Origin of the sequence: Aeromonas sp. S19(2024) (genome assembly GCF_041402625.1) — a bacterium.
In the GTDB taxonomy this organism is placed as follows: domain Bacteria; phylum Pseudomonadota; class Gammaproteobacteria; order Enterobacterales; family Aeromonadaceae; genus Aeromonas; species Aeromonas caviae.
Map to the genome: position 1 here is coordinate 174,688 of NZ_JBGLQU010000001.1, position 26,998 is coordinate 201,685.

General features: G+C 62.0%; 20 protein-coding genes. 12 read left to right on the forward strand and 8 right to left on the reverse strand.

What is annotated here, in order from left to right:
- Positions 1–55: 55 nt before the first annotated feature.
- Both malE and yejK read right to left on the reverse strand, forming a co-directional pair.
- Positions 56–1,237 (reverse strand): maltose/maltodextrin ABC transporter substrate-binding protein MalE, encoded by a 1,182-nt coding sequence (malE, locus tag ACB037_RS00770; protein ID WP_010674249.1) that lies wholly within the window; start codon positions 1,235–1,237, stop codon positions 56–58.
- Between the two features lie 395 nt (positions 1,238–1,632).
- Positions 1,633–2,682: a nucleoid-associated protein YejK gene (yejK, locus tag ACB037_RS00775; protein ID WP_039038628.1), complete on the reverse strand. Its 1,050-nt coding sequence runs from the start codon at positions 2,680–2,682 to the stop codon at positions 1,633–1,635.
- A gap of 73 nt (positions 2,683–2,755) precedes the next feature.
- On the opposite strand from yejK, the gene ACB037_RS00780 reads away from it, so the two are divergent.
- From ACB037_RS00780 to hdfR, 10 genes are all read left to right on the forward strand, one after another.
- Positions 2,756–2,983 carry a YejL family protein gene (locus tag ACB037_RS00780; protein ID WP_039038627.1) on the forward strand — a complete coding sequence of 76 codons (228 nt, stop codon included), beginning with the start codon at positions 2,756–2,758 and terminating at the stop codon, positions 2,981–2,983.
- A 43-nt stretch (positions 2,984–3,026) separates the two neighbouring features.
- Positions 3,027–4,874, forward strand: a complete 1,848-nt coding sequence (locus ACB037_RS00785) for a DUF3413 domain-containing protein (protein ID WP_371174771.1) — start codon at positions 3,027–3,029, stop codon at positions 4,872–4,874.
- A 280-nt stretch (positions 4,875–5,154) separates the two neighbouring features.
- Positions 5,155–7,293, forward strand: coding sequence for a TonB-dependent hemoglobin/transferrin/lactoferrin family receptor (locus tag ACB037_RS00790; RefSeq protein WP_371174932.1), 2,139 nt, complete (start codon positions 5,155–5,157; stop codon positions 7,291–7,293).
- Positions 7,293–9,335, forward strand: coding sequence for a prolyl oligopeptidase family serine peptidase (locus tag ACB037_RS00795; protein ID WP_371174772.1), 2,043 nt, complete (start codon positions 7,293–7,295; stop codon positions 9,333–9,335). Before ACB037_RS00790 ends, ACB037_RS00795 begins: the two co-directional genes overlap by 1 nt.
- A 29-nt stretch (positions 9,336–9,364) precedes the next feature.
- Positions 9,365–11,776 (forward strand): proprotein convertase P-domain-containing protein, encoded by a 2,412-nt coding sequence (locus ACB037_RS00800; RefSeq protein WP_371174773.1) that lies wholly within the window; start codon positions 9,365–9,367, stop codon positions 11,774–11,776.
- Between the two features lie 50 nt (positions 11,777–11,826).
- A complete protein-coding gene (locus ACB037_RS00805; RefSeq protein ID WP_371174774.1) occupies positions 11,827–13,185 on the forward strand; it encodes a DUF1566 domain-containing protein in 1,359 nt (452 codons plus the stop codon).
- The gene (locus ACB037_RS00810) at positions 13,182–13,739 is read left to right on the forward strand and encodes a DUF1566 domain-containing protein (RefSeq protein ID WP_010674241.1); all 558 of its coding nucleotides are present in this window, start codon (positions 13,182–13,184) and stop codon (positions 13,737–13,739) included. Before ACB037_RS00805 ends, ACB037_RS00810 begins: the two co-directional genes overlap by 4 nt.
- Positions 13,740–13,933: 194 nt before the next feature.
- Positions 13,934–14,416, forward strand: a complete 483-nt coding sequence (eco, locus tag ACB037_RS00815) for a serine protease inhibitor ecotin (protein ID WP_010674240.1) — start codon at positions 13,934–13,936, stop codon at positions 14,414–14,416.
- A gap of 291 nt (positions 14,417–14,707) precedes the next feature.
- Complete coding sequence (locus ACB037_RS00820) at positions 14,708–15,064, forward strand: DUF413 domain-containing protein (protein ID WP_010674239.1); 357 nt, start codon at positions 14,708–14,710, stop codon at positions 15,062–15,064.
- Complete coding sequence (hdfR, locus tag ACB037_RS00825; protein ID WP_039038620.1) at positions 15,064–15,939, forward strand: HTH-type transcriptional regulator HdfR; 876 nt, start codon at positions 15,064–15,066, stop codon at positions 15,937–15,939. The genes ACB037_RS00820 and hdfR overlap by 1 nt, the downstream gene beginning before the upstream one ends.
- A 114-nt stretch (positions 15,940–16,053) precedes the next feature.
- Here hdfR and tyrA read toward each other — a convergent pair whose 3' ends face one another.
- From tyrA to glpT, 6 genes are all read right to left on the reverse strand, one after another.
- Positions 16,054–17,193, reverse strand: a complete 1,140-nt coding sequence (gene tyrA / locus ACB037_RS00830; protein WP_371174775.1) for a bifunctional chorismate mutase/prephenate dehydrogenase — start codon at positions 17,191–17,193, stop codon at positions 16,054–16,056.
- A gap of 118 nt (positions 17,194–17,311) precedes the next feature.
- The gene (locus ACB037_RS00835; RefSeq protein WP_010674236.1) at positions 17,312–18,385 is read right to left on the reverse strand and encodes a 3-deoxy-7-phosphoheptulonate synthase; all 1,074 of its coding nucleotides are present in this window, start codon (positions 18,383–18,385) and stop codon (positions 17,312–17,314) included.
- Between the two features lie 371 nt (positions 18,386–18,756).
- Positions 18,757–19,836, reverse strand: coding sequence for a glycerophosphodiester phosphodiesterase (glpQ, locus tag ACB037_RS00840; RefSeq protein ID WP_045525386.1), 1,080 nt, complete (start codon positions 19,834–19,836; stop codon positions 18,757–18,759).
- A 102-nt stretch (positions 19,837–19,938) separates the two neighbouring features.
- The gene (gene glpD / locus ACB037_RS00845; protein ID WP_045525385.1) at positions 19,939–21,426 is read right to left on the reverse strand and encodes a glycerol-3-phosphate dehydrogenase; all 1,488 of its coding nucleotides are present in this window, start codon (positions 21,424–21,426) and stop codon (positions 19,939–19,941) included.
- A gap of 450 nt (positions 21,427–21,876) precedes the next feature.
- Complete coding sequence (locus tag ACB037_RS00850; RefSeq protein ID WP_010674233.1) at positions 21,877–22,635, reverse strand: DeoR/GlpR family transcriptional regulator; 759 nt, start codon at positions 22,633–22,635, stop codon at positions 21,877–21,879.
- Positions 22,636–22,736: 101 nt separating this feature from the next.
- The gene (gene glpT, locus ACB037_RS00855; protein WP_010674232.1) at positions 22,737–24,092 is read right to left on the reverse strand and encodes a glycerol-3-phosphate transporter; all 1,356 of its coding nucleotides are present in this window, start codon (positions 24,090–24,092) and stop codon (positions 22,737–22,739) included.
- A gap of 490 nt (positions 24,093–24,582) precedes the next feature.
- Between glpT and ACB037_RS00860 the strand changes: the two genes are divergently transcribed.
- Both ACB037_RS00860 and glpK read left to right on the forward strand, forming a co-directional pair.
- Positions 24,583–25,431, forward strand: a complete 849-nt coding sequence (locus ACB037_RS00860; protein WP_039038615.1) for an MIP/aquaporin family protein — start codon at positions 24,583–24,585, stop codon at positions 25,429–25,431.
- A 54-nt stretch (positions 25,432–25,485) separates the two neighbouring features.
- Positions 25,486–26,988: a glycerol kinase GlpK gene (gene glpK, locus ACB037_RS00865; RefSeq protein WP_371174776.1), complete on the forward strand. Its 1,503-nt coding sequence runs from the start codon at positions 25,486–25,488 to the stop codon at positions 26,986–26,988.
- Positions 26,989–26,998: the final 10 nt, after the last annotated feature.

The following is a 26,998-nucleotide window of genomic DNA, read 5'->3' on the forward strand; positions in this document are numbered from 1 at the left end:
CGCCAAGAGAGATTGAGAGAGTGGGAGGCCCGAAGGCCTCCCGGGTAGTGCATGCTTACTGGACGATACGCTTGGCAGCGGTATCCAGGGCTTCGTCAACACCCTGACGGCCAGAGGTGACGTTCTTGAGGGCGGTTTCGAAGGAGGACCAGAAACGGCTCATCTCGGGCACGGACGGCATCGGTTCGCCGTTCTGGGCGTTCAGCATGGTGGCCTTGATGTTGGGGTCGGCTTCCAGGGTCTTCTGGAAGGACTTCAGGGCCACGGCACCCAGCGGCTTGTCGGCGTTCATCGGCGCCAGACCGGCATCGGTCAGCAGGTAGTTCTCGAGGAACTCGATGGCCAGATCCTTGTTCGGGCTGGCGGCGTTGATGGTGGCACCCAGTACACCAACGAAGGCCTTGGCCGGCTTGCCTTTCAGGGTCGGCAGCTGGGCTACGCCATACTTGATGCCGCTCTTGTCCAGGTTGCTCCAGGCCCAGGGGCCGTTGATCATCATGGCTACTTCGCCCTTGTTGAACTTGGCGTCCATCACACCGTAGTCGATGCCCTTCTCCAGGTGACCGGATTTGATCATCTCGGAGATGTAGCCGACGCCAGCCTTGGCACCTGCGTTGTTCACGCCGGTGTCTTTGACGTCATAGCCGGTGGCGGTCTTCTTGAAGGCATAACCACCGTTGGCAGCCACCAGGGGGTAGCTGAAGTAGGGGGTGTCATAGGCCCACATGATGGCGCGCTTGCCATTTTTCTTCAGGTCTTCGTCGATCTTGGCGATCTCTTCGAAGGTCTTCGGCGGGTTGGGCAACAGATCCTTGTTGTAAATCAGGCTGACGGCTTCTACCGCGACCGGGTAGCCATAGGTCTTGCCATCGACGGTCATGGCATCCCAGGCGAATTGCTCGAACTTGGCCTTGGTGGCGGCATTCGGGGTCACGGGAACCAGCAGACCGGACTTGACCCACTCACCGTAACGGTCGTGAGCCCAGAAGAAGATGTCCGGGCCGTTGCCGGTGGCGGCGGCTTGCTGGAATTTGACTTCAACCTGATCCGGGTGGGCGACGGTGACCTTGATGCCGGTTTCGGCTTCAAACTTCTTGCCGACTTCGGCCAGGCCGTTGTAGCCCTTGTCACCGTTGATCCAGATGGTCAGCTGACCTTCATCAATGGCAGCAGTGGCAGAGCAGGCCACGCCCAGGGTAGCCAGACCGATCAGGGATGACAGCAATTTCTTTTTCATGAGCCTTTCCTTGTATTAGTTCCGCGCTGTAAGAGCATTGTGTGCAGATGAATATTATCCCAAGCAGTCAATGCCTCACATGACACGCCTCGCATTTTTGAAATGCAATTACGTATTTTCTTCCAGAAAGTTATGAAAACATTTTCTTATTTCAGCGACTTAGGAAGGGATATCCCCATATTTTTGCCAAGATATGGAAATTAAATTACAGAAAGGAAATTAATTTACGCCATTGAAAGGGATTTCACCCCACTGAAAACCCTTTCATTCCCGATATTTTGTTCAATGTGTTAACAAAAGTACTGAGGTGGTTTCCATCTACATCACCCCCTTAAATAAAAAGGCACCGGAGCGGACTCCGGTGCCTTTTTGCAAGAAATGACGGCTGGATCACATTACGACTGGCGCAGCAATTGATCCTTGAGATTGGGCGGGACTCCCCTAATGGTCAGGGTGTCGGTCTGGGGATCGTAAAAGACCCGGCTGTTGAGCAACTTCTGCTCGAAGCTCAGGGTCAGGCCGCCACCGGAGCCCACAAACTTGGTCAAGCCCCGCAGGGTGGAGCGGTCCGCCGGGAAGCGCTCCTCCAGCTCGTACTCCTGACCGATGAAGCTGTAAAAATCGAGGTCCCCATCACCGGGCAATTCCGCCGACAGCTCCTTGATCTCGATCTCCTCGCCGGCGCTGGCCTGCTCGGTGCAATATTTGAAGACCTGCTTCTTGTAGTCATTGCGCTCGGCCGGTTCGAGCTGGCGGCTGTCGCAGTAATCGTCCACCGCCTGCAGCAACCCCTTGTTCTGGATCTTGGCATCCATGCCCTCCCGGGCCCCCAGCAGATCCATGAAGAAATCCCCCAGCTTGCGACCGACCCGGCCCTTGCTGAAGGTGATATAACGACGCGAATCCCCCTGGGTTTTCCACTCGGTGAGATCGATGCGGGCCACCAGGTTCAATTTGCCGATATCCAGGTACTGGATGTGGCGCAGCTCCAGCGCCTCGCTCACGGTGACGCTCTCCTTGCCTTCCAGCAGGGCGATCATCAGGTAATCCACCCCCACATAGTTGTACTTGGCAATCAGCAACACCCCTTGCTCGTCCAGGGCATGCTCCACCAGCTGCTTGACCAGCATCTGGGTCAGGTTAACGGAAAAGGGGACGAACTCGGTCTGCTCCGCCAGCAACTGCTCCAGGGCGATGCGAAAGGCGGGGGAAGGCTGCTTGGGGGCGTCTTCCCCCTCCGCCAGCTCGGCGACGGCGGCCTCGGGATCGGCGAAGAAGCCAAAGCCCTTTCCCCCCTTGCCGTTGTAGATGCGATGCAGCTCCGCCATCAGCCCTTGTACCGCCTCGTCGGCAGGCAGGGTCTGGCTGCGGGTATCGGCGTGGGGCTGGCCATCGTTGCCCGCCCGCAGGGAGTGAAGAATGATCTTGTCGATATCGAGACTCATGTCACAAAGCCATAGTGTTAGCCGAAAGGGTGAAGTATTATAAGGCGCTTTGAACCGAGGTGAACCCAAGATTATGCCCATCGTATCAAAGTACAATAACGAGCAGTTTGACGCCCTGATGAACGACCTGATCACCGCCCTGGAGAAACACAAGGCACCGGTGGATCTCAGTCTGATGGTCCTTGGCAACCTGACCACCAACATCATCAACGGCATGGCCCCGGCCCAGCGCCAGGCGATCACCGAGAAGTTCATCCAGGCACTCACCGCCTCGGTGGGCCATCGCCACGATGCGCACTGAGTTTCTTCGCATTCTTTGATGTTTTTCAAGCAGATGGATCATTATGGTCGAAACCGGCAACCCCTATCGCGATAATGTCTCTCGCCTGATCACCTGGGGGCATTGGTTCTCCTTCTTCAACATCATCCTGGCCATGCTGATCTCGACCCGTTACCTGGGCGCCATCAGCTGGCCGTCGACCACGCTCGGCGTGACCTATCTCGTCATCAGCTGGATAGGTCATTTCTCGTTCCTGAGCTTCGTCACCTATCTGCTGACCATCTTCCCCTTGAGCTTCATCCTGCCCAGGGAGAAGCCGCTGCGCTTCATTTCATCCATCATCGCCACCCTGGCACTGGTGCTGCTGCTTATCGACACCCAGGTGTTCCAGCTGTTCAAGTTCCACTTGAATGGCCAGGTGTGGCAACTGCTGCTGGATCAGGCGCAGACCGAAGAGGGCTCTATCTGGAGCATCATCTTCGTGGCGGTGCCCACCATCTTCCTGCTGCAACTGCTGCTGTCGGCCTATGTGTGGCGCAAGATCAACAAGCGCAAACGCCGCCAGTACGGCAATCAGGTGGGACTGGCCCTGCTGGTCTGCTTCATCCTGACCCATCTGGTCAACAGCTGGGCGGATGCGACCCTGTATCAACCCATCACCATGCAGCGGGCCAACTTCCCCCTCTCCTACCCCATGACCGCCAGGAGCTTCCTGGCCAAGCATGGCTGGCTCGACCTCGAGCAGTATGAGAAGAAGGCCGAAGATCAGGGAAGCGCTGAGCACCGTCTGCTCTATCCCTTGCGCCCCCTCAGCGTGAGCGCACCCAGCGATCACAAGAACCTGCTGGTGGTGGTGGTCGACTCCCTGCGAGCCGACATGCTCAACAACATCAACATGCCCAATCTGCAACGCTACGCGGACAACCACTTCAATTTCCGCCAGCACATGAGTGGTGGCAATGATGAAGCCATGGGGATGTTCAGCCTCTTCTACGGGCTGCCCGGCCACTATTACGGGGACATCCGGGCCGACAAGCGCCCCCCTGTGCTGTTCGACGAGATGCTGCGTCAGGACTACCAGTTCGGCCTGTTCGGTGCACTGGAAGATGCCAAGCAGTATCGCCAGAGTCTGCTTGCGGGTCTGCGCAAGCAGGTCTTCGTCTCCCGCCAGACCGATGACCGCAGGCTCATCGACGACTGGCAGCAGTGGCTTGGCACGCGCACCGCGGACAGACCCTGGTTCTCTCTGGTCTATCTCTCTAGCCCGGGGGATTATCAGGTGCCAGCCAGCATCAAGGGCCCCTTCCAGCCCGAGTTGACCCGCTTCAACCCGGCCACTGCCTATCGGCCCGAGAACCTGCAGAAGCTGGAGAACCGCTACAAGAACGCGGTCTTCTATACCGATCAACTGCTGGAGCAGATGCTGACCCAACTGCAATTGCAGGGGCTTGATGATCAGACCATCGTCGTGGTCACCTCCAACCACGGTCAGGAGTTCAACGAGACCCAGAGCAACAGCTGGGGCTATGGCAGCAATTACTCGACCTATCAGGTGCAGGTCCCCCTGGTGCTGGCCTGGCCTGGTGCCGAACCTGCGCCCCAGGCGCAGGCGAGCAGCCACCAGGATCTGGTACCGACCCTGATGAAGAACATGCTGGGTGTACGCAACCCCTATCGTGACTACAGCACGGGGCGCAACCTGTTCGAAGCCAGTACACGCACCTGGCTGCTGGCGGGGGATCAGAATGACTTCGCCATCTATCAGGGCAACACCATCACCCAGTTCAACAAGCAGGGGGACTTCGAGCTGCTGGACCGCGACACCTATCGCCCCATCAAGCACGGCACCCCGGACATGGGCACCCTGATCCAGGTGATGAACGAGCTCAATCGCTTCTATCGCGCCCCCTGATCAGCGCCTGCACACCTCCTTGAGCCCGCCTCTATGGCGGGCTTTTTCTTGCCCGCACCACACCCGTCCTCCTGTTTCCCATGGCGTCACTCGCAAACGTATGCCACCACCTTACTGATTTAACTCTCAAAAAATTCAATTCGATCAATGTCATAAAAACAAAATGATAATGATTGTCATTTATTGATCTGCTTGACTCCCTCTGCAATAATCCGCGCCCTTCAGGCTTAAATAATAATTATTCTCAAATATGAAAATTCGACTTCTTCACTACTGGCCCATGCTGCTGTCCGGTACGGCGCTGGCTGCCAGCGATCCCGCCGGGGTCGACACAACGGACATGCCCCCCGAACTCAAGGGGCGGGAAACCATCGTGGTCAAGGGACAGCGGATCGAACAGAAGCTCTCCGACGTGTCGGGTTCCATCACCGTCATCACGGAGGAGGATCTGGATCGCCAGGTTGCCACCGAGCTCACCGATGTGTTCAAGAACGAACCCGGCGTCTCGGTGACCGGCTCCGCCGGTCGCCCCCAGAACATCATCATCCGCGGCATGGGCGGCAACCGGGTGCTCATCATCAAGGACGGGGTGCGGGTCAGCGATGGTTTTGGCGCCGACGACCTTAACGACAAGGTGGGCCGCTTCAGCTTCGATCTCGACGATGTCAAACAGATAGAGGTGGCCAAGGGAGCCGGATCCTCCCTCCATGGCTCCGATGCCATCGGCGGCACCATCGTCATCAGCACCAAGCAGCCGGAAGATTACCTTCAGGGCCAGGATGCCTATCTCGGCAGCAAGGTGCTGCACGATGGCAACAGTGACAAGCAGAAGCTGAGCGCCACCGGCGCCGCCCGGATACGGGATACCGAACACCTGCTGCGCCTCTCCGGCTGGCAGGGACATGAGACCGCCAACTACGACGAGAGCCGCATCCCGGCGGATCTGGATGGCCTCAGCGCCTCCACCAGCTCTCGCATCCAGCTGAACGAACATCATCTGCTGCGCCTCGAACTCGACTACTTCGAGGACAACGCCGAACGGGATCAGGGGCCGCGCGAAGTGCCCCAGCCCGATGGCAAGTGGCAGGTGCGCCAGTACCACGAGCAGGGCAGCCAACGCACGCAGGGGGGAAAGCTGGCCTGGGAGGCGAGCAACCTCGACACAATACTGGCAGACAGCCTCACCTGGAGTGCCTACGGCAGTCACTCGAAAAACACCGCCAACAAGCGCAGCCTGCTGCAAAACGATCTACTGAGCGGTTATCCGCGCTATCGCAGCGAACGGGAGCTCGCCACCTTCACCGAAGACAGGATCGGTACCGAGCTGGATGTGCGCCGGGATCTCGCCACCGGCCATCTCGCCCATCAACTCAGTTACGGCATCGAGCTGGAGCGCACCACCCACGAGCGGCCGGTGGAGAAGCTGAGTCTGGAGGCCGGCATTCCCCAACCCGGCCAGTCCGCCCCCTTCAGCCGCGCCCGTACCGACAGGGCCGGAGTCTGGCTCGGCGACGTGGCCAGCCTGGGCCAGTGGCAGTTCACCCCCACCCTGCGCATGGATCACCAGTGGCTCACGCCGCTGGACGGCAGCAACGACAGCAACCACAGCTGGCACCTCTCCCCGAGCCTGGCCACCAGCTACCGCTTCAACGACCAGTGGCGCAGCTGGCTCAGCTATGCCAACGGGTTCCGGGCGCCTTCCTACGACAAGGTGTACGGCAACATCCCCCACTACTTCGCCCTGCCGCCCTTCGAGATCATCGCCAACACAGGGCTCAAGGAGGAAACCAGCCACAGCATAGAGTGGGGGCTGAGTGGCGAGGGGGACAACTGGAGCATCAAGCCAGCGCTCTTCTACAACCGCTACTACAACTTCATCGACTGGCGCGAGGTGGGGCTGCGCCTGAGCGATGGTGTCATCCTGCGCCAATATCGCAACGTCGCCAAGGCCGAAACCTGGGGGGCCGAACTCGCCGCCAGCTACTGGCTGACCCAGGAGTGGGAGCTCGCCACCAAGCTCGGCTGGGTCGATGGCGAGGACAACAAAGGTGAAGCGCTGCGCACCCTGACGCCCCTCGAGGGCAACACCCGTCTGAGCTATCAGGCCAATGAGTGGAGTCTGGGCATTCAGGCGGACTATGCCGCCGCCATGAGCCGGGTGCCCACCTGTGGCAACAGCCTGACCGGCCGCCAGGGGGACTGCCTCGAAAGTGCCGGCTGGCTCAGTTTCGCCCTGACGGCCGACTGGCTGGTCACCGACTCCCTCAAGGTCAACCTCAAGCTCGACAACCTGTTCGACACCCGCTACACCCGCTATCAGGATGTGGCCGGGCTGGAAGCCGGGACCGATGCTTCCCTCTTCACCCAGAGCGGCCGCACCCTGAGTGCCAGCCTGCGCTACACCTTCGTGGGGATCTGATGCACAGCCTATTGATCCTGGCCAGCCTGCTGGCCACGCCGGCCCCCGCCTCCCCCCTGCCTGAGGCAACCCTGGAGGCCGCGCCCCTCATCCCCGAGCGCCCGCAACTGATGAAGGGGGAGATAGCCCGTCTCGATCCCTATGGTGGCTGGCGTGACGACAGCCGCCAGGATCCCGCCCTCCTGACGCTGCTGCGCGAGCAGAACCGCTGGACCGAGCAGCAGCTCGCCGGCCAGGCGCCACTGGTGCAGCGCCTGCAGACGGAGTGGCAGGGCCGGGAGCGGGGCGAACCCGTGCCGGACGACTGGTTGAGCCAGGCTGGCAGCCAGTGGCGCATGGAGGCGGACGGCAGCCTGTGGCAACGCAGCGACGCCAATGACGCCCCCCGAAAGCGGCTGGCTCCCCGCCAACCTGCCGAGGGGTATTACGAGCTCGCCGCCTGGGCCCTGCACCCGGACGGGCACCTGCTTGCCCTGGCCGAAGACCGCAGGGGAGATCGGGACTACCGCATCACCCTGCTGGATCTGGCAAGTGGCGAGACACTGGCCTCTTTGCCTCACCGCGCCGGCGATCTGCTCTGGAGTCTGGATGGCAAGACCCTCTACACCCTCGCCAACGAGCGCCAGACCCTGCGCCCCTGGCAACTGCTGGCCTGGCAGGATGGCAAGGAGACCCTGGTGTATGAGGAGCGCGATCCCGCCTGGCTGATCGGCCTCTATCACACCACGGATCGCCGCCACCTGGTGCTGCAAAGCAACAACCACGACAGCTCCGAGCAATACCTGCTGGACGCGGGTCGGGCCGACCTGCTCAAGGGGCGCGAGCGCGGCCTCGAGTACTACCTGGATACCCAGGGGGACAGGGTGCTGCTCAAGAGCAACCGGGACGGCGCCCTCGGCCTCTATCAGGTGGCCGACTTGAGCCTGGTGGCGAAGGGAGAGTGGCAACGGCTCTGGTCCGGCGAGGGCCGGGAACTCGAGAAGTGGCGCCTCTTTGCCCGGCACACCGTGCTGCAATACCGCAAGGAAGGGGATGACTGGCTCGATGTGCTGGATGCCAAGGGTGCGTTGACCCACAGCCTGCCGCTCACCGATGGCGCAGGCACGGCCTGGATCCAGGGCAGCCAGGAACCGGCCAGCGACAAGGTGCTCATTCGCCGCCAGGGGATGGCCGAGCCACCTCACCAGCGCTGGCTGGATCTCGCCTCCGGCACCTGGGAGGGGACACCCGAGAGCAGGGACACCTCCCCCTATCAGAGCGAGCGACGCTGGATCGCGGGCAAGGATGGGGTCAAGGTGCCTGTCTCCCTGGTCTGGCGCAAGGGCATTACCCACCCCAGGGCACTGCTGCTCTACGGCTATGGGGCTTACGGCACCCCCATGCGTCCCTACTACCAGCCCCGGGTGCTGAGCCTGCTGGATCGCGGCTTCGTCTACGCCATCGCCCATGTGCGCGGGGGCGGTCTGCTCGGCGAATCCTGGTACCGGGAGGGTCGTGGCCGTGACAAAAAGCACAGCGTGGATGATTTTCTCGCCGTGGCCGATTCCCTGGCCCAGGATCCCGCCATCGATCCCGCCCGGCTGTTTGCCATGGGCGGCAGCGCCGGCGGCCTGCTGGTGGCTGCGGCACTCAACCAGGCGCCAAACCGATTCGCCGGGGCCGTGCTGCAAGTTCCCTTCGTCGACCTGCTGGGCACCATGCAGGATCCCGAGCTGCCCCTCACCCGGCAGGAGTACGCCGAGTGGGGCAATCCGGCCATCCCGGGTGACTATGCCGCGATGCGCCGCCTGAGCCCCTACGACAACCTGCACAAGGCCCCTTATCCCCCCGTCTATGTGACGGGCGGCCTGCACGACAGTCAGGTGCCCTACTGGGAACCCCTCAAGTGGATAGCCCGCCTGCGATCCCATAGCACGGGAACAGGCCCCTATCTGCTGCGCACCGAACTCGACGGCGGCCACCTGGGCGCCCCCCGAACGGCGGCGCTGCGTGCGGCGCAGGAGTTTGCCTTCCTGCTCACCCTGGCGGGCGTCAACCACTGACCCCTTGCCCTCTTTTTCTGGAGTGAACCATGAAACCCTCTTCCCTGGCCCTCTGGCTGGCGGCAACCCTGATCTCATCGCCGCTGCTGGCGGCCGATCTGCAGTTTGTCGATGAACCACCCCTGACCACGACGCCGAAGCGCTGGCTCGAGCAGCGCCTCGGTGTGCTCCTCGCCCCCGATTACGACAGGGCCAGCCTGCTCGGCCACCATTACAGCTTTCGCCAGCTGGTGAACGGCCTGCCGGTGGCCGCCACCCAGGCCGCCGTCAGTGTCGACGGGGACGGCCGCCCCTGGCGCCTCTACCACAACCTGCGCCCCTTGCAGAGCACAGCGCCCGGCTGCGATGCCAGCGGCACCCTGGATCCCCTGCTCGCCACCCTGCGCACCGACGGCAACCAGATAGAGACGCTGGGGCCGGTCGAAGCCTGGTACTGGCGAGACGGCGATACCCTGGTGCCTGCCCTGCGCCAGCGGGTGCGCGAGCACAAGGCAGGCAATGCCAAGGCCAGCCAGGTGCAGCTGTTTGCCCGTTGCGACGGGGAGCAGGAGCTTGGCCGTCTCGGGGATCAGGCAACTACCCACCCTCTGCATGTCGCCGACGCAGGCGATATGCAGGTTCAGGCCCGGGTGTTCGACCCCGATCCCCGCACCCGCCTGCAGGACGCCAGCCTGGTCTGGCACGATGAGCTGGTACTGGCAGAGGCCGCCTACCAGGATCCGGTTCCCCTGCCGGTGAGCCTGCAAGCCGGGCAGTATCGCCTGAGCGGCCCCCATGCCAGGGTGGTGGATGTCATGGCCCCCGAATCGGCCCCCTACAGCAGCAGTGACGTGCAGGGTTTTCGCCTGACCCGGGACGATCGCGGCTTTGCGGACATCAACGCCTACTACCATCTGGATCTCGCCCAGCGCCACCTCAAGGCGCTCGGCTTCACCGATCTCATCCCCGGGGCGCTCGACATCGACACGGACGCGGGCTATCAGGACAACTCCCTCTACGATCCGTTCGAACGCAGGCTGGAGCTGGGTCGCAGCGGCGTGCCCGATGCCGAGGATCCCATGGTCATCTGGCACGAGTTCGGCCACGGGGTGCAGCACCACATCCTGCCGGATCTCGGGGAAGAGGGTGACTGGGGGGCCATCGGCGAGGGCTTTGGCGACTACCTGGCCGCCAGTCATCGCCAGCGCAGCGAAGCCGGTCGCCAGTTCGAACCCGCCATGGTGTTCAACTGGGATGCCCGCTTCACCGACCGCACCCCACGCCAGCTCGACGATCTGCGCGCCCGCTACCATCCGGACTACCGATACCCCGCCCACCGCACCATCAACGGCAGCAACGGGGATCAGCTCTGGGGCACCCCGCTGTTCCAGGCTCTGCTGACGGCGGTGGCCGAGCACGGCGAGGCGGCCAGGGACGAGTTTGATCGCGTCATCATCGAATCCCACTTCGGCCTGGGGCCGGCCATTCGCATGCCGCAACTGGCCCGGATCACCGTGGATACCGCCGCCCGTCTCTATCCGACGCGAGCCTATGGCCGTCTGCTGGAGCAGGCATTTCGCCAGCACGGGCTGCTGCAAGCTCCCGTCAATATCGCCCTCGCCGAGGGGAGCGCCATCCCGCTGGGGCAGCGCCAGTCGGTGCAGCTGACTCTCAGCAACCCGGGCAAAGGGGAAGTGACCCTCAACGAGCTGGCCCTCACCCTGCCAACCGGGTTGCAGGCCGATCCTGACAACTGGCAACCAGCGACCCTGGCCGCCGGTGCCAGCATGACCACCACCCTGCGCATGCTGGCCCAGAGCCCGCTCGCCTGCGGCGACGAGGCGAGCCTCTCGGTGAATCTCGCCATGAGCGGTACCAGCCCCACCGAGCGCCAGTGGCAGCAATCCCTGACCCTGCCCATCGGCACCCCCGTCATCAGCCGGGCCAGTGGTCGATCGCAGCGACTGAACGATGCCCAGAGCGAGGAGGTGCGCGGCCTGAGCGAAACCAGCCTGCTGCTGGAGAAGAGCGATGCCCGTGTGAGCGACAGGCTGCAACTGAGCCTGGATCTGCAGCACGAGGCGCTGGATGAGCTGGAGATCTGGCTCAGCTCCCCCGCCGGCACCCGGGTCCAGATCTGGGACAAGGGTTACAGCCCCCTGCCGAGCCTGAAAGGGGTCTTCCCGACCGAGTTGCAGTCCCTGCAACCCTTCAGCGCCTTCGAAGGAGAACCCCTGGCCGGTCGCTGGACCCTGGAGGTGGTGGACAGCAAACCGGGCAATCAGGGTTTCCTGAACGGGTGGAGCATCAGTCAGCGTACCGGCGCCCAGTGCGGCAACACCGTGCCCGTGCCGGATGACGGCATCATCCGCTTCGATACCTCGGACAGCAGTGGCGGGGGGGCCTTCCCTCTGCTCTGGCTGCTGCCGCTGGCCCTGTGGCGCCGTCTGCGTCGCCTCTGACTCTCCCTATATAAAGAAGAGAGGGGCCAAGGCCCCTCCAAGGACACACCATGACCATGAGAATGACCCCGATCGTCTGCCTGCTGGCCCCCCTGCTCAGCGCCTGTGGCGGCGGTTCGGACGAGGCTCCCCTGACCGCGCCGGACTATCGCCTGACGGTCAGCCTGCCCGCTGCGGGCACCCTGTGCATCAACCTGAACCAGAACGACGGCTGCGAAGCCAATGAGCCCGCCGTCAGCGGCGAGGCCGGTGCCCACTCCCTGACCCGGCGCCACCCTGATCTGCTCACCACTCCCCTGCTGTTCATTCCGGCGGATCCCGCCGCCCTGCCCCTGGCCCACCCGGCGGCGCACCAGGACAACCAGCACCTCACCCCCAGCCCCCTCAGCACCCTGCTGCAAACGCGTATCTCGGACGGGCTGCCACCGGCTCAGGCCCTGACGGACGTGCTGCTCGCCCTGGCGCCCCTTCACCCCGGCCCAGATCTGGCGGCACTGGCGCAGCTGGGCGACTTCAACCGCGCCCTCGCCGAGCTGGCCCTCACCGCCTTCGATGACGAGGCCACCCTGCCCGCCAGCGAACGCCGCCTGCAGATCTGGCAGGGGCTGGTCACCCTGCTGCCCGAGCTCGCCCGGCACTTTGCCGCCAGCCCCGAGCTCCTGAGCCAGCAGGCCAGACTCGCCGCCGTGCTGCAGCAGCAGCAACCTAGGGCGTTGGTGACCGCCAGCGGCGTCACCACCTACACGGACGGGGTGGATTATCTGCTCGACCAGGAGCCTGCGGATCACCCGGGCCAAGAGGCGAGCCTGGGCCAGGCGCCCCTGCGCTATCGCAAGCTGGACGGCAAGGGGCAACCCCTGGCGGACAATGCCGACGAGTGGGAGTGCGTGGAGGATCTCAATACCGGCCTCGTCTGGGAGAAGAAGCTGGCGGATCCGGACAGTCCGAGGGATCTGCACCGCACCTTCGCCTTGGAGTTCGACGACTATCACCCAACCCAGGAGGAGCGGGATTACGCCTGCCCCGAGGGGGAGGCCATCTGCACTACGGAGCAGTACCGTCAGTGGCTCAATGCACAGCAACTGTGCGGCATCACCCACTGGCGCCTGCCCCACGCCCGTGAGCTGATGAGTTTGCAGCACTACGGCTCCCTTGCCCGCCAGGATGGCCAGCTCGTCACCCTGGATGTGCGCTACTTCCCCGATGTCGGCACCGGACTCAATGGCTTCGATGGCTATTACTGGAGCCAGACCCTGACCCCGTCCCGTCGGCTGGAGAGCGCGCCTCTGAGCGCCATCGCCCACATCTTCCTCGGCGAGGACGCCGGTGCCGACTATCCCACCCCAGTTCAAAACAGCAATGACGCCAACGGTCTGCAACTGCGCCTGGTGGCCGAGGTAACCCGATGAACAAGTATCTTCTGACCCTGCTGCTCACCCTGTGCAGCCCCCTGGCACTGGCCATCGCCATCTGCGACGACGCCCTGCCCCGTACCAGTCCCACCGCCCGTTTCCAAGATCACGGCAACGGCACCGTCACCGACAGGGGCACCGGTCTGACCTGGATGCGCTGCCAGCTCGGCCAGACCTGGCGCAACCAGAGCTGCGAGGGGGAACCCACCCGCCTCTACTGGCAACAGGCACTGCAGACGGCGGAACGGATCCGTACCGAACCGAGCCATGCCCTGTATGGCTTTGGTGGTCATCACGACTGGCGCCTGCCCACCATCAAGGAGCTCGCCAGCATTCTGGAGTCCGCCTGTTACAAACCGGCATTGAACGAAACCATCTTCCCCCGCGCCATGGCCGGGGATGGCAAGGAGGTGAACGACGGCTATGTCTATCTCTGGTCTTCCACCCCGGTGCCGGCCCTTCAGGGCGTCGCTTACCTGGACATCACCAGCGGCTCCGTCGCCCAGCGCGCCCCCCGCTCTTGGGCGAAACAGGTTCTGCTGGTGAGGTGACAGCCTGGCCATGGGGGCCACCCGGCCCCCTGTTTGACACGAGGCAAGAAGCGCCAAGGTGACCCTGGCCGTCAAAAAAGCATCAAATTGCGTCATGTGATGCCTGTTCAGGGCGGTTTTGCACGCCGCAGCGCTGGCATGAAACCGGCAGAGCGGTTAGTCTAGCGGCGTTGAACCAATCCCAAGAGGTACAGATGAAAACCGTGTTGCGTTTTAGCCTGCTGGGCGCCTTGTTATTGGGTGGCCATGCCTTCGCCGCCGAACCGAAAAAATTTGATATCAGCATGTTCCCCGCCGCCGAAGTGAACCAGGAACGTGTCGTGATCCGTCTGCCGGAAGTCGAGAACGAAGCCGACATGATGGTCGAGCTGCAAGTCGGCAAGAAGATGCTGGTCGACTGCAACCTGCCCCGCTTCGCGGGCAATCTGGAACAGCACAGCGTCAAGGGCTGGGGTTACAACTACCTGACTCTGGGCCAGGTCACCGGCCCCGTCAGCACCCTGATGGCCTGCCCGGACGGCCAGAAGAAGGAGAGTTTCGTCCAGATCTACGGTCAGGGCTTCTTCGTGAACTACAACTCCAAGCTGCCCTTCGTCATCTATGTGCCCCAGGAGTACGAGGTGCGCTATCGTCTGTGGCGTGCCGACAACCTGGCACAGCCAGCCATGATTGAGTGAGTGCCGCGCACTCGGGTTCAGCTCAGTCATGATGACAAAAAGGCGCCATACGGCGCCTTATTTTTAGCTTCCGAGCCCGTTTTTGAGCGGTTTTTCCTGTACAAAATCTGACATAACTCCACTATTTTTCAGGCTTTTTTGTGCAGCGCACCGCAAAATGCCCCCTCGGGATGCGACAAACCCTGTTCGATAAAAGATATTTATTAACATAGTAAGAAAATTGATTTTGCACTCTGCGACGGCCTGATGATACTTGCCCGCAAAGGTCAAACTAACCAGAACAAGAGCACTATGAGCTTCGAATCAGACAAGCGTTTCAACGACTTCAAACATTTTCCCCGTGGCCTGCGTCGCAGTGGCGAATTCACCGTGGCCGAAGCGGACAGTCTGGAAAAATATGGCACCGTGATGCTGGCGCTCTATCAGGGCAACCTGGCCCCGCGCGATGACGTAGAAAGTGCCTTTATCGAACAGGTCAAATCCGGCGCAGCCGGCAACAACCCCCACGCCAAGGTGTGGTTCAAATACCTGAAGGTGATTGGTCCCAAGCGCGTGCACCGTCTGTGCACCGTCGCTGGCGGCGCCAATGAAGATGCGGGTGGCAGCTTTGAAGGCGGCGGTGGCGGCAGCGACGAGTCCCTCGATTAATGGATACCGAGCTGCTTCGGACCTTCATCGAGGTCAGCAAGACCCGGCACTTTGGCCGGGCGGCTGAAAATCTCTACCTGACCCAGTCGGCGGTGAGCTTCCGGATCCGCCAGCTCGAGCAGCAACTCGGGGTCAGCCTGTTTGCCCGTCATCGCAACAACATCCGCCTGACTGCCTCCGGTGAGCGTCTGCTGCCCTACGCAGACGCCATTCTGCATACTTTGGGGCGCGCCAAGCAGGACGTGGCCCTCTCCCCCGGTTTCAGCCAGCAGCTTGCCATCGGCGCCCCCGCCGTCTTCTGGGAGCTCGACTTCAACGACTGGCTCAACCATGTCTATGCCCTGGCCCCCGGCCTCGCGGTGCGCCTCGAAACCGCCTCCCGCGAGCACCTCTGTCGCCAGTTGCTGGAGCGCTCCCTCGATCTCGCCCTGCTCTCCGAGCCGACCAAGATCGACGAGATTGCCCTGCACCCCATCGGCGAGCTGGTGTTCGAACTGGTGAGCCGGGAGCCGGCCGCAAACGCCGACAGCCTGATGCAGATGCCCCACATTCATCTCGACTGGGGCACCAGCTTCGAACCGCCATCGAGCCGGTTGCAAAGCCTGCAGAAGACCCCCGTGCTGCATTCGAGCTCCGCCAGCATGGCCCTGCAATTCGTGCTGGCCAACGGCGGCGCCGCCTACCTGCCAAGGCGCATGGTGAGCCCCTTCCTGGAGCAGGGGCAGCTTCATCTGGTGGAAGGGGGCCAATCCCTGAGCCGCCCGCTCTACCTCGCCTATCTGGAGAAATCCGACCGCCGGGAGCTGATCGATCAACTGCTCACCCTGCCGCTGGGCTGGCATGACGCCGACTTGCGTCAACCGCCTGCCGAATGAAACAGGGTGATTTCACGCCCAGACCTGTGTTTTCATCTACCGTGGTTATCGGTGCAGCACAAACAACATGAAAAAGGGGCCATCAGGCCCCTTTTGTATGGATGTCTTTGTGCATCAGCCGTGATGACGACGATCGTTGGCCTGGGCCAGCAGGGTGCGGCTCTCGCGCAGGAACTCGTCGGCATGGTCGCCGAAGAAACCGGAGACTTGCGAGAAGGCGTCGATAAATCCTGCCCTGTCCCCCCGCTCCAACAGCCCCAACGCCTCGCCAAAATTCTGGTAGTAGCGGCGGATCATCGCGAGGTTCTGCGGTGACGACAGAATGATGTCGGCATAGAGGTGGGGATCCTGGGCAAACAGTCGCCCCACCATGGCGAGCTCCAGCCGGTAGATGGGGGAGCTCAAGGCCAGCAGGCGGTCGATGTTGGCCTGCTCCCGGGAGAGGTGCCAGCCGTAGGCGAAGGTGGCGAAGTGGCGCAGCGCCTGAATGAAGGTCATCGCCTCGTCGTGGGCCCTGGCCTCCACCTGCTGCAAACGCGCCCCCCAGATGGTCATCTGCTCCAGCAGCCACTGGCTGGCGGCGGGCTCGCGCCCCTGACAGCAGACGATCACCTGCTTGGCGAGGCTCGCCACGTCCGGCCCGAACATGGGGTGCAGCCCCAGCACCGGCCCCTGGTGTACCGCCAGCATATGGGCAAGCGGTTCACTCTTGACGCTGGTCACGTCCACCAGCAGGCAGTCCGCCGGCAGGTTGCCGAGCCGGTCGATCACCTGGCAGGTGACGTCGATGGGCACCGCCACCATCACCAGCCCGGCGCCGTGCAGGATCTCGTCGGCGCGTGGCCAATCGGCCTGACCCAGGGTTTCGACCCGGTAGCCCGAGAGGCTGAACAGGTTGCCGAACAGGCGGCCAAGCTGCCCCTGGCCACCGATGATCACCACCTTGCCGAGCTCAGGCTTCATGCACTTGAAGTGGTGCTCCTTGTCGCTGGCGGACTCCAGAATATAGGACTCGCGCATCACCCGGCGCAGCACATCCTCGATAAGATCCCCCGGCACCCCCTGTGCCTCAGCCTCGGCGCGGCGGCGGGCCAGCATGCTCGCCTCCCGATCCGGTGCATAGATGGGCAGGCCGTGCCGGCTCTTCACTTCCCCCACTTCCCCCACCAGGGCGAGACGGGCAGCCAGCAGATCAATCAGCTGCTTGTCCACCGCATCTATCTTGTCCCTGAGGGCATTCAACTCTTCCGCCATGTCCAGTCCCTGCTGGCGCCGCCCGCAGCGACGCCCTGTCATTCAAGAGGCAACAAGGTATCACTGCGTGGGCAGTGATACCTCGATGGTTCAATCAGTTACAACAAGATACCACGGCTTATGCCGATGTTCTGGCCAAAAGTGGTGCCGCCAGCTGGCTGTGGCAGCGGGCCAGCAGCGCATCCGTAGTCTCCCAGTCGATGCAGGCATCGGTGATGGAGACGCCGTAGCGCATCTCGCACTTGGGCTGCTCGCTGGACTGGTTGCCTTCGAACAGGTTGGATTCGAGCATCACCCCGATGATGGAGCGGTTGCCCTCCTGGATCTGGTGAATGACGTTGTCGGCCACCTTGGGCTGCAGCCGGTGATCCTTGCTGGAGTTGCCGTGGCTGCAATCCACCACCAGACCGGGCAGCAGGCCCGCTTTCTCCAGCGCCTCTTCCGCCAGCGACACATTGACCGAGTCGTAGTTCGGGTGCTTGCCGCCGCGCAGGATCACGTGACCATCCGGGTTGCCCTGGGTCTGCAGCAGCGCGACCTGACCCTGCTGGTTGATCCCCATGAAGGCGTGGGGGCTGGAAGCGGCCTGCAGTGCATTGATGGCGGTGCCGAGGTTGCCGTCGGTGCCGTTCTTGAAGCCGACCGGCATGGAGAGGCCGGAGGCCATCTCCCTGTGGGTCTGGGATTCGGTGGTGCGGGCACCGATGGCAGACCAGGAGAAGAGCTCCGCCAGGTATTGCGGGCTGATGGGGTCGAGCGCCTCGGTCGCCAGCGGCAACTCCAGCTCGGCCAGCCAGCAGAGCAGCTCGCGGGCGCGGTGCAGACCCAGCTCCACGTCGAAGGTGCCGTCCAGGTTCGGATCGTTGATAAAGCCCTTCCAGCCGACCGTGGTGCGCGGCTTCTCAAAGTAGACCCGCATGACAATGTAGAGAGAGTCCTGATAGGCGTCATGCAGCGCTTTGAGTCTGGTTGCGTACTCTTTGGCAGCGTCCATGTCGTGGATGGAGCAGGGTCCACAGATCACCAGCAAGCGGTGATCGCGACGGTGGATGATGTCGGCGATGGTATTGCGGGCCCCTTGCACGAATGCCAGCGCGCGATCGGAGATGGGCAGTTTCTCCTTGAGCTGGGCAGGCGTGATCATCACTTGTTCGGACTGGATATGGATGTTGTTCAGGGGATCTCTTTGCATCTTCTCATTCTCTCTACTGTTTCAAGCCAAGGGCGCTAACTGTTCATTTTTGTTTACACAAGTCAGCACTTTGTTACGCAACCGCCCCCACCTTACCAAGGAAAAACAAACAATCAAGTGAAACTAGCGTATTTGCACGCTGACAGATGGATAAATGACCAAGAATACAGAGTGAAACAACTCAGAAGTAGCGACTCGCGAGGCCAAACCAGCCTCAAATCGTAAAGATTTAATTACACACATCCATTTCAATATCATCTCTCTACCCCCTCTCATGGCCCCTTATCCGGCCCCTCATCCCGGCGATAATGCCGGGCACAAAAAAGCGGGGCACCTGGCCCCGCTTGCATTCCCGTGTTGCTCTTCTTTTATTATTTACCGTGAGCCTTGATAGCCTCGACCGCCTTGTCGGGGAAGTCGCTGAATACCCCATCCACATCGGCCTGGTAGAGGAAGATGTTGAGCAGGTCGGTGAAGTCTTTCGCATAGGCCGGGATCTGCCCCTCATCCTGACGGAAGGTATAAGGATGCACCTTGAGGCCGGCCGCGTGGGCCTCTTTCACCATGCCGGTGAAGACCGGCTTGCCGGGAGTGCCCGGCTCGGTCACCACCATGGGTTTCCAGGGACCGATTCCCTCGGCATAGGTGGCGATGGTCTTCATGGCCCCCGGCTTGAACATCCAGTCGTAGTCATAGGGGGTTGCCTTGCCCTTGGCATCGTAGACCATGGTCTCGTTCCAGTCGGTCTCGGCCATCAGCTGCACCAGCTTGAGATCCATGCCCATGGCGGGCATCAGCTCGCCGTTGATGCGCTTGAGCTCGTTGGCATCGAAGCACTGCAGATAGACCTTGTCGCTCTTGCTGGTGTAACCGTACTCCTTGAGCACGTTCAGCACCGCCCTGGAGATGTCCTTGCCCTCGTGGCGGAACAGCCAGGGAGCTTTTATCTCCGGGTAGATGCCGATGTGCTTGCCGGTGCTCTTGTTGAGCCCCTGGATCATCTCGATCTCTTCCTGGAAAGTGTGGATCCTGAAGCTCGACTTCCACATCGGGAAGCGCGCCGGATAGACCGGCACCTGCTTGCCGTCCACCAGCTGGAACGGCTCGGTCATGCGCAGGGAGCGCACCTCGTCCAGGGTGAAATCCACCACATAGTAGCGACCGTCCGGGCGGGCCCGGCCGGGGAAGCGCGTCGCCACGTCCGTGATGCCATCAAGGAAGTGATCGTGCATCACCACCAGCTGGTCATCCTTGGTCATCACCAGGTCCTGCTCCAGATAGTCGGCGCCCATGCCATAGGCCAGGGCCTTGGATTCCAGGGTGTGTTCCGGCAGGTAACCGGAGGCACCACGGTGGGCGATCACGATTTTGCCTTCGTCGGCCGCCAGTGCGGGCAGCGCCAGGGCAGCCCCGAGGCCAAGGGCTATCAGGGTACGGTGAGGTTGCTTCATCAAGAGATCTCGTTGTTATGGTGTGTAGGATGCAGGTAATTGTTATAGCAGGGGTTTATTGCAGTTTGACGGCGGACGGCAAAGGCCGCCCGCCGTGGGTCATCAGCTGGCCTTGGGCAGGGCGTGGTGGTGTTCGAGCAGCCAGGCACCGAGCTGCTGCTGTTCGGATTCCGACAGGCGCAGCCCCAGCTTGCTGCGGCGCCACAGGATGTCCTCCAGGGAGTGGGCCCATTCGCGCGCGATGAGATAGCGCACTTCAGATTCATACAGTCCGGCGCCAAAGTGCTGGCCGCGCTCCTCCTTCAGCCAGAGGCGGGCATGAGCGCCATAGGATTCGGCGATGCGCAGGGCGCTGCGATCGTCGAGCCAGTCGAATTCCAGCGCAAAGGCTCGCGCCAGTTCACGCACCGAGCAGTCGAACTCGCCACCGGGCAGCCGGCTGTTGGCGGTCCAGTCCTCTCCCATCTGGCTGAACCAGGGCTTGAGCTTGTTGCAGGCGGCCTGGGCCAGCTTGCGATAGGTGGTGAGCTTGCCGCCAAACACCGACAAGAGCGGCGCGCCGTCGGATTCACCACTGAGCTCGAGCGTGTAGTCCCGGGTCACCGCCTGGGGTGAATCGGACTCGTCGTCACACAGGGGGCGCACCCCGGCATAGGTCCACACCACGTCTGCCGGGCTTATCTGCCTTGTGAAGTGGGCATTGACCACCTTGCACAGGTAGTTGATCTCGGCATCGCTGATCTTGGCTTCGCGCGGGCTGCCTTTGTGCTCCACGTCCGTGGTGCCGATGAGGGAATAGTCCTGCTGGTAGGGGATGACGAAGACGATGCGGTTGTCCTCGTTTTGCAGGATGTAGGCCTCTTCGCGCTCATGGATGCGCGGCACTATCATGTGGCTCCCCTTGATGAGGCGAATGCCGCGGGGGGATTTCTCGCTCAGGCTCTCGTCATAGAAGGTCTTGACCCAGGGGCCCGCCGCATTGACCAGACCACGGCAGCTGACGGTGAATTGCTCGCCCCCTTCCCGCTCCAGCGTCAGGGTCCAGTGCTTGGATCCGCGCACCGCCTTGACGCAGCGGGTACGGGTCTGCACGTCAGCGCCCTTGTCCCGCGCCAGCATGGCATTGAGCACCACCAGCCGGGCGTCGTCGACCCAGGCGTCCGAGTATTCAAAGCCCTTGTTGATGCCGCTCTTGAGACCGTCCTGTGGCAGGAAGCGCAGACCGCAGCTCCCCTTGAGCTTGTCCCGCTTGGCCAGGTTGTCATAAAGGAAGAGACCGGCTCGGATCATCCAGGCCGGACGCAGGTGCGGGCGATGGGGCAGACGAAAACGCATGGGACGGGCGATGTGGGGAGCCATGCCGAGCAGGACCTCCCGCTCCGCCAGCGCCTCTTTCACCAGCCGGAATTCGTAATGTTCGAGGTAGCGCAGGCCGCCGTGGATCAGCTTGCTGGAGTTGGACGAGGTGGCAGAGGCGAGATCGCTCGCCTCGAACAGCGCCACCTTCAGCCCCCGCCCCGCCGCATCTGCCGCGATGCCGACCCCGTTGATGCCGCCGCCGACGACGACCAGATCATAATGTTCGCTCATGTTCACCTACTTTCTTATTTTGTGTTTGCCATGATAGCAATGTTTGATTTCGCTCATATTAGAACATGAAAAAACAATAAACGAACATTTCGTGAGAGAAATGTGATCGCGATTGTTTTCACAATGCTAAAAATGCTGCCAGTCGGTGACGGCCTGGTAAGGCTAAGGTCTGCCGGAAACAGCCATTTCGGGCAGGGAGGAGAACAAAGAGTCCCGGATGGGGGCGCCCATGAAGCAAGGTGATGAACGCGATGGCGTGAATCCCTCACAGGCGCCTAGCGTCGGTGCAAACCTGGCGCCCGAGTGCGGGGGCAACATCAGGGGGTCAAAGAAGGAGTATCAGCGCCAGGAACTGGCCGCTTAGGCGCCGCAAGGGAGACGCCGCAGGCCGGGAGGGGGCAGAAAAAAAAGCGGCCGCCCCGAGGCGGCCTGATGCCTGTGCGGGGAAGCTCAGCAGATATGGCAGGCGATCTGATGCTGGGACATCAGTCGCATCAGCTTCTCCGGCGGCTCCTGATCCGTGAACAGGGCGTGGATCTGGTTGAGGTTGCCGAGGTTGACCATGGCGTTGCGGCCAAACTTGGTGTGGTCGGCGGCCAGGAACACCTGGCGTGAGTGGGCGATGATGGCCTGGGCGATCTTCACCTCGTGATAGTCGAAATCGAGCAGGGAGCCGTCGCTGTCGATGCCCGAGATGCCGATGACGCCGTAGTCCATGCGAAACTGGCCGATGAAGTCGCGGGTCGCCTCCCCGACGATGCCGCCATCCCGGTTGCGAATTTCGCCGCCGGCGATGATGACGGTGAAGTCATCCTTGGCGGTCAGGATGCTGGCGACGTTCAGGTTGTTGGTGACCACGCGCAGCTCCCGGTGGTCGAGCAGGGCACGGGCGATGGCCTCGGTGGTGGTGCCGATGTCGATAAAGAGCGACGAGCCGTCGGGGATGTTGGCGGCCACTTCCCGGGCGATGCGCTCCTTCTCCTTGAGCTGCATCACCTTGCGGGCGCTGTAGGCGGTGTTGACGGTGCTCGAATGCAGTGAGGCCCCGCCGTGATGGCGCCGGATCTTGTTCTGTTCGGCGAGATCGTTGAGATCCCGGCGAATGGTCTGGGGGCTGACGTCAAAATGGGTCACCAGATCGTCGGTCGAGACGAAACCCTGCCGGGTCAGGACGTCCAGGATCTCCAGATGTCGTTGGGTTTGCTTCACGCTTGCACTCCGCAGATGAGACGAAAAAAGGCCCCGGCAGGTGCGGGGCCTTTGGCAGTGTACCTGATCCCTTTTCCAATCGATAAGGGCAGGATCACGTTTTATGCCTTATGGGCAGCCGCCTTGGCGGCAATCGACTCGTTCTCGTGCTTGAGGGTCATGGCCAGCAGGATGATGGAGAGCACGCAGGAGACGGTGAGCACCATGAAGCCGCCGTCCCAGCCGAAGTGGTCAACGGTGTAGCCCAGCATGGCGTTGGCCGCGACCGCGCCACCCAGATAACCGAACAGGCCGGTGAAGCCCGCCGCGGTACCGGCCGCCTTCTTGGGCGCCAGCTCCAGGGCGTAGAGGCCGATCAGCATGACGGGGCCATAGATGAGGAAGCCGATGGCAACCAGGGCCATCATGTCGATGGTCGGGTTGCCCGCCGGGTTGAACCAGTAGACCAGCACGGAGAGGGTCACCAGCACCATGAACAGGATACCTGCCGGGGCACGGCGGCCGTTGAACATCTTGTCGGAGATCCAGCCGCACAGCAGGGTGCCCGGGATCCCCGCCCACTCATAGAGGAAATAGGCCCAAGAGGAGTGATCCACGCTGAAGTCCTTGGCCTCTTTCAGATAGGTGGGCGCCCAGTCCAGCACGCCGTAACGGATGAGGTAGACGAAGGCGTTGGCGATGGCGATGTACCAGAGCAGCTTGTTGTGCAGCACGTACTTCATGAAGATCTCCTTGGCGGAGAACTCCTGCTCGTGGCTTTCGTTGTAATCCTTCGGGTAGTCGTTCTTGTACTCCTCGATGGGGGGCAGACCGACCGATTGCGGGGTATCGCGCATCACGAAGAAGGCGATCACCGCGATGGCCGCCGCCGCCGCCGCAGGCACATAGAAGGCGCTGCGCCAGTCGTTGAACCAGCCCATGCCGAGGATGAACAGGGGGCCTATCATGCCGCCGCCCACGTTGTGGGCCACGTTCCAGACCGAGACGATCTCACCCCGCTCCTTCTGCGACCACCAGTGCACCATGGTGCGACCGCAGGGGGGCCAGCCCATGCCCTGTGCCCAGCCGTTCAGGAACAGGAGCACGAACATGATACCAATGCTGGAGGTAGCCCAGTGCATGGTCCCCATCATGAACATGATGCCTGCCGAGAGCAGCAGACCGGCGGAGAGGAAGTAGCGCGCGTTGGATCTGTCCGACACGTTCCCCATCAGGAATTTGGAGAGACCGTAGGCGATGGAGACGCCGGAGAGGGCCAGACCCAGATCCCCGCGGGAGAAGCCCTGCTCGATGAGGTAGGGCATCGCCAGACTGAAGTTTTTCCGTACCAGGTAGTAACCCGCATACCCGAAGAAGATCCCGAAGAACACCTGCCAACGCATGCGTTTGTAGAAGGGATCCACCTTGTCGGCCGGCAGCCGGTCGATATGGGGTGCAGGCCTGAAGAGACTAAGCATGTTCTGCTTCCTTTTATTGTTGTTCTGGGCGGTTGAGGACGCCCCGCTCATGCCGGCGATCAGACGCGTCTTGATTCGCAAGCGAGCCTATTGTGCTCATTTGTGAACATTTAATCTGTGATGAGCGCTAAATTATTGCAGTTTTATTACAAAAATTGTGACGCTGTGAGTGAACGCGCATCCAGGGTCAGCCCACGCATGGCGTGGCCTTTGGCTACTCACTAAGGAGTAATATGGCCGACAACTGTTGCTTTTCGTCACATTTTCTTAGCAATGAATGGGATCTTGCCCACATTTCCGGTGGCGGGGGTATGGTGAATTGACGCAGAAGGTTTATTTTCTCTCTCGTCCAAGAACGAGCGCAAACGAGCATAACGTTTGCGCAAGCTCAAAAAACAAGAAGAAACGTTTTCGGGCGCAATGAATGGGAATGAAAGATAACAAAACGGAACATCAAACCTACTGTGGGTGGATATAAGGAATAACAACTATGAGCATACAAAGACCCAATACCCTGCTTGGCGAGTGCCTCGCCGAGTTTATCGGCACCGGCCTGCTGATCTTCTTCGGCGTCGGCTGTGTGGCCGCCCTGGTGCTGGCTGGCGCCAACTTCGGGCAATGGGAAATCTCCATTACCTGGGGCCTGGGTGTCGCCATCGCCATCTATGTCACCGGTGGCATCTCCGGTGCCCACCTCAACCCTGCCGTGACCCTGGCGCTGATGACCTTCTGCGGCTTTGACAAGCGCAAGGTGGTGCCCTTCATCATCGCCCAGATAGCCGGGGCATTCGCCTCCGCCGCCCTGGTCTACGCCCTCTACAGCAACCTGTTCACCCAGTGGGAGCTGACCCACAACGTGGTGCGCGGCAGCGTCGAGAGCCTCGGCACCGCAGGCATCTTCTCCACCTACCCCAATGCCCTGCTCTCCAACATGCAGGCTTTCGCGGTCGAGATGGTGATCACCGCCGTCCTGATGCTGGGCATCATGGCACTGGGTGACAACAACAACGGCGCCCCCAAAGGCTTCGCCGCCGCCCTGCTCATCGGCATCCTGATCGCGGTGATCGGCGCCTCACTCGGCCCGTTAACCGGCTTTGCCATGAACCCGGCCCGTGATTTCGGCCCCAAACTGTTCGCCTTCGTGGCTGGCTGGGGTGACGTGGCCCTGACCGGTGGTCGTGACAACCCCTACTTCTGGGTCCCCATCCTTGGCCCCATCGTCGGCGCCCAGATCGGTACCGCCCTGTATGTGAAAGTGCTGGCTCCCTGCGTCCCGGGCAACCGCGTCGCCACCGAAGAAGCCGCCAAGCTGTCTAACAAAGAAGAGGCCGCCGCCTGAGAGCGGCCCTCCCCAACGTGTAACAACGTGGAAAATAAAAACGTGGAGAACATCATGTCTGCTGAAAAGAAATTTGTCGTTGCGCTGGACCAGGGCACCACCTCCTCCCGTGCCATTGTCTTCGATCAGGACGCCAACATCGTCGCGACCTCCCAGCGCGAATTCACCCAGCACTACCCGAAAGCGGGCTGGGTCGAGCACGACCCCATGGAGATCTGGGCGACCCAGTCATCCGTCTTCACCGAAGTGCTGGCCAAGAGCGGCCTGCACAGCGAGCAGATCGCCGCCATCGGCATCACCAACCAGCGTGAAACCACCGTCGTCTGGGAAAAGGCCACCGGCAAGCCCATCTACAACGCCATCGTCTGGCAGTGCCGCCGCACCGCCGCCATCTGTGAAGAGCTCAAGGCCCGCGGCCTTGAAGAGTACGTGCGCGAAAACACCGGCCTGGTGCTGGATGCCTACTTCTCCGGTACCAAGGTGAAGTGGATCCTGGACAACGTGGAAGGGGCCCGGGAGAAGGCAATGAACGGCGAGCTGCTGTTCGGCACCATCGACACCTGGCTGGTGTGGAAGATGACCAACGGCGAGGTGCACGTCACCGACCCGACCAACGCCTCGCGCACCATGCTCTACAACATCCGCGAGCTGAAGTGGGATGAGCGCATGCTGGACGAGCTGGGCATCCCCGCCTCCATGCTGCCGCAAGTCAAACCCTCCTCCGAGGTCTATGGCTACACCACCCGTGGCGGCGGCGCCCGCATCCCCATCGCCGGTATCGCCGGTGACCAGCAGTCCGCCCTGTTCGGCCAGCTTTGCTTCGAAAAAGGGATGGCCAAGAACACCTACGGTACCGGCTGCTTCATGCTGATGAACACCGGCACCGAGCCGGTTCGCTCCAGCAACGGCCTGCTGACCACGGTCGCCATCGGCCCGAAAGGGGAAGTGAATTATGCCCTCGAGGGTGCGGTATTTATGGGTGGCGCCACCATCCAGTGGCTGCGCGATGAGCTCAAGATCATCCACGATGCCCGCGATACCGACTACTTCGCGAGCAAGGTAGGCGACACCAACGGCGTCTACCTGGTGCCGGCCTTCGTGGGCCTGGGCGCCCCCTACTGGGATCCATATGCTCGCGGCACCATGGTCGGCCTGACCCGTGGCGCCAACCGCAACCACATCATCCGCGCTGCGCTCGAATCCATCGCCTACCAGAGCCGCGACGTGCTGGATGCCATGCAGCAGGACTCCGGCATCAAGCTGGCAGCTCTCAAGGTAGACGGCGGCGCCGTAGCGAACGACTTCCTGATGCAGTTCCAGGCTGACATGATGCACACCCCGGTGGTACGTCCGACCCGCATCGAGACCACCGCCATGGGCGCCGCCTTCCTGGCAGGTCTGGCAGTCGGCTTCTGGAAGAGCTCGGACGAGCTGGAAGACAAGTTCAGCGTGGACCGCGAGTTCATTCCGCAGATGGACCGTGACGATCGCGCCAAGCGCTACAGCGGCTGGAAGAAGGCGGTGGAACGCTCACGCCGCTGGGCCGAAGAGGAGTGATGGGGTAACC

Bases quoted from the DNA above. Each gene is read 5' to 3' on its own strand.
- malE (WP_010674249.1), bottom strand. From the start codon at position 1,237: ATGAAAAAGAAATTGCTGTCATCCCTGATCGGTCTGGCTACCCTGGGC.
- yejK (WP_039038628.1), bottom strand. From the start codon at position 2,682: ATGAGTCTCGATATCGACAAGATCATTCTTCACTCCCTGCGGGCGGGC.
- ACB037_RS00780 (WP_039038627.1), top strand. From the start codon at position 2,756: ATGCCCATCGTATCAAAGTACAATAACGAGCAGTTTGACGCCCTGATG.
- ACB037_RS00785 (WP_371174771.1), top strand. From the start codon at position 3,027: ATGGTCGAAACCGGCAACCCCTATCGCGATAATGTCTCTCGCCTGATC.
- ACB037_RS00790 (WP_371174932.1), top strand. From the start codon at position 5,155: ATGCTGCTGTCCGGTACGGCGCTGGCTGCCAGCGATCCCGCCGGGGTC.
- ACB037_RS00795 (WP_371174772.1), top strand. From the start codon at position 7,293: ATGCACAGCCTATTGATCCTGGCCAGCCTGCTGGCCACGCCGGCCCCC.
- ACB037_RS00800 (WP_371174773.1), top strand. From the start codon at position 9,365: ATGAAACCCTCTTCCCTGGCCCTCTGGCTGGCGGCAACCCTGATCTCA.
- ACB037_RS00805 (WP_371174774.1), top strand. From the start codon at position 11,827: ATGACCATGAGAATGACCCCGATCGTCTGCCTGCTGGCCCCCCTGCTC.
- ACB037_RS00810 (WP_010674241.1), top strand. From the start codon at position 13,182: ATGAACAAGTATCTTCTGACCCTGCTGCTCACCCTGTGCAGCCCCCTG.
- eco (WP_010674240.1), top strand. From the start codon at position 13,934: ATGAAAACCGTGTTGCGTTTTAGCCTGCTGGGCGCCTTGTTATTGGGT.
- ACB037_RS00820 (WP_010674239.1), top strand. From the start codon at position 14,708: ATGAGCTTCGAATCAGACAAGCGTTTCAACGACTTCAAACATTTTCCC.
- hdfR (WP_039038620.1), top strand. From the start codon at position 15,064: ATGGATACCGAGCTGCTTCGGACCTTCATCGAGGTCAGCAAGACCCGG.
- tyrA (WP_371174775.1), bottom strand. From the start codon at position 17,193: ATGGCGGAAGAGTTGAATGCCCTCAGGGACAAGATAGATGCGGTGGAC.
- ACB037_RS00835 (WP_010674236.1), bottom strand. From the start codon at position 18,385: ATGCAAAGAGATCCCCTGAACAACATCCATATCCAGTCCGAACAAGTG.
- glpQ (WP_045525386.1), bottom strand. From the start codon at position 19,836: ATGAAGCAACCTCACCGTACCCTGATAGCCCTTGGCCTCGGGGCTGCC.
- glpD (WP_045525385.1), bottom strand. From the start codon at position 21,426: ATGAGCGAACATTATGATCTGGTCGTCGTCGGCGGCGGCATCAACGGG.
- glpT (WP_010674232.1), bottom strand. From the start codon at position 24,092: ATGCTTAGTCTCTTCAGGCCTGCACCCCATATCGACCGGCTGCCGGCC.
- ACB037_RS00860 (WP_039038615.1), top strand. From the start codon at position 24,583: ATGAGCATACAAAGACCCAATACCCTGCTTGGCGAGTGCCTCGCCGAG.
- glpK (WP_371174776.1), top strand. From the start codon at position 25,486: ATGTCTGCTGAAAAGAAATTTGTCGTTGCGCTGGACCAGGGCACCACC.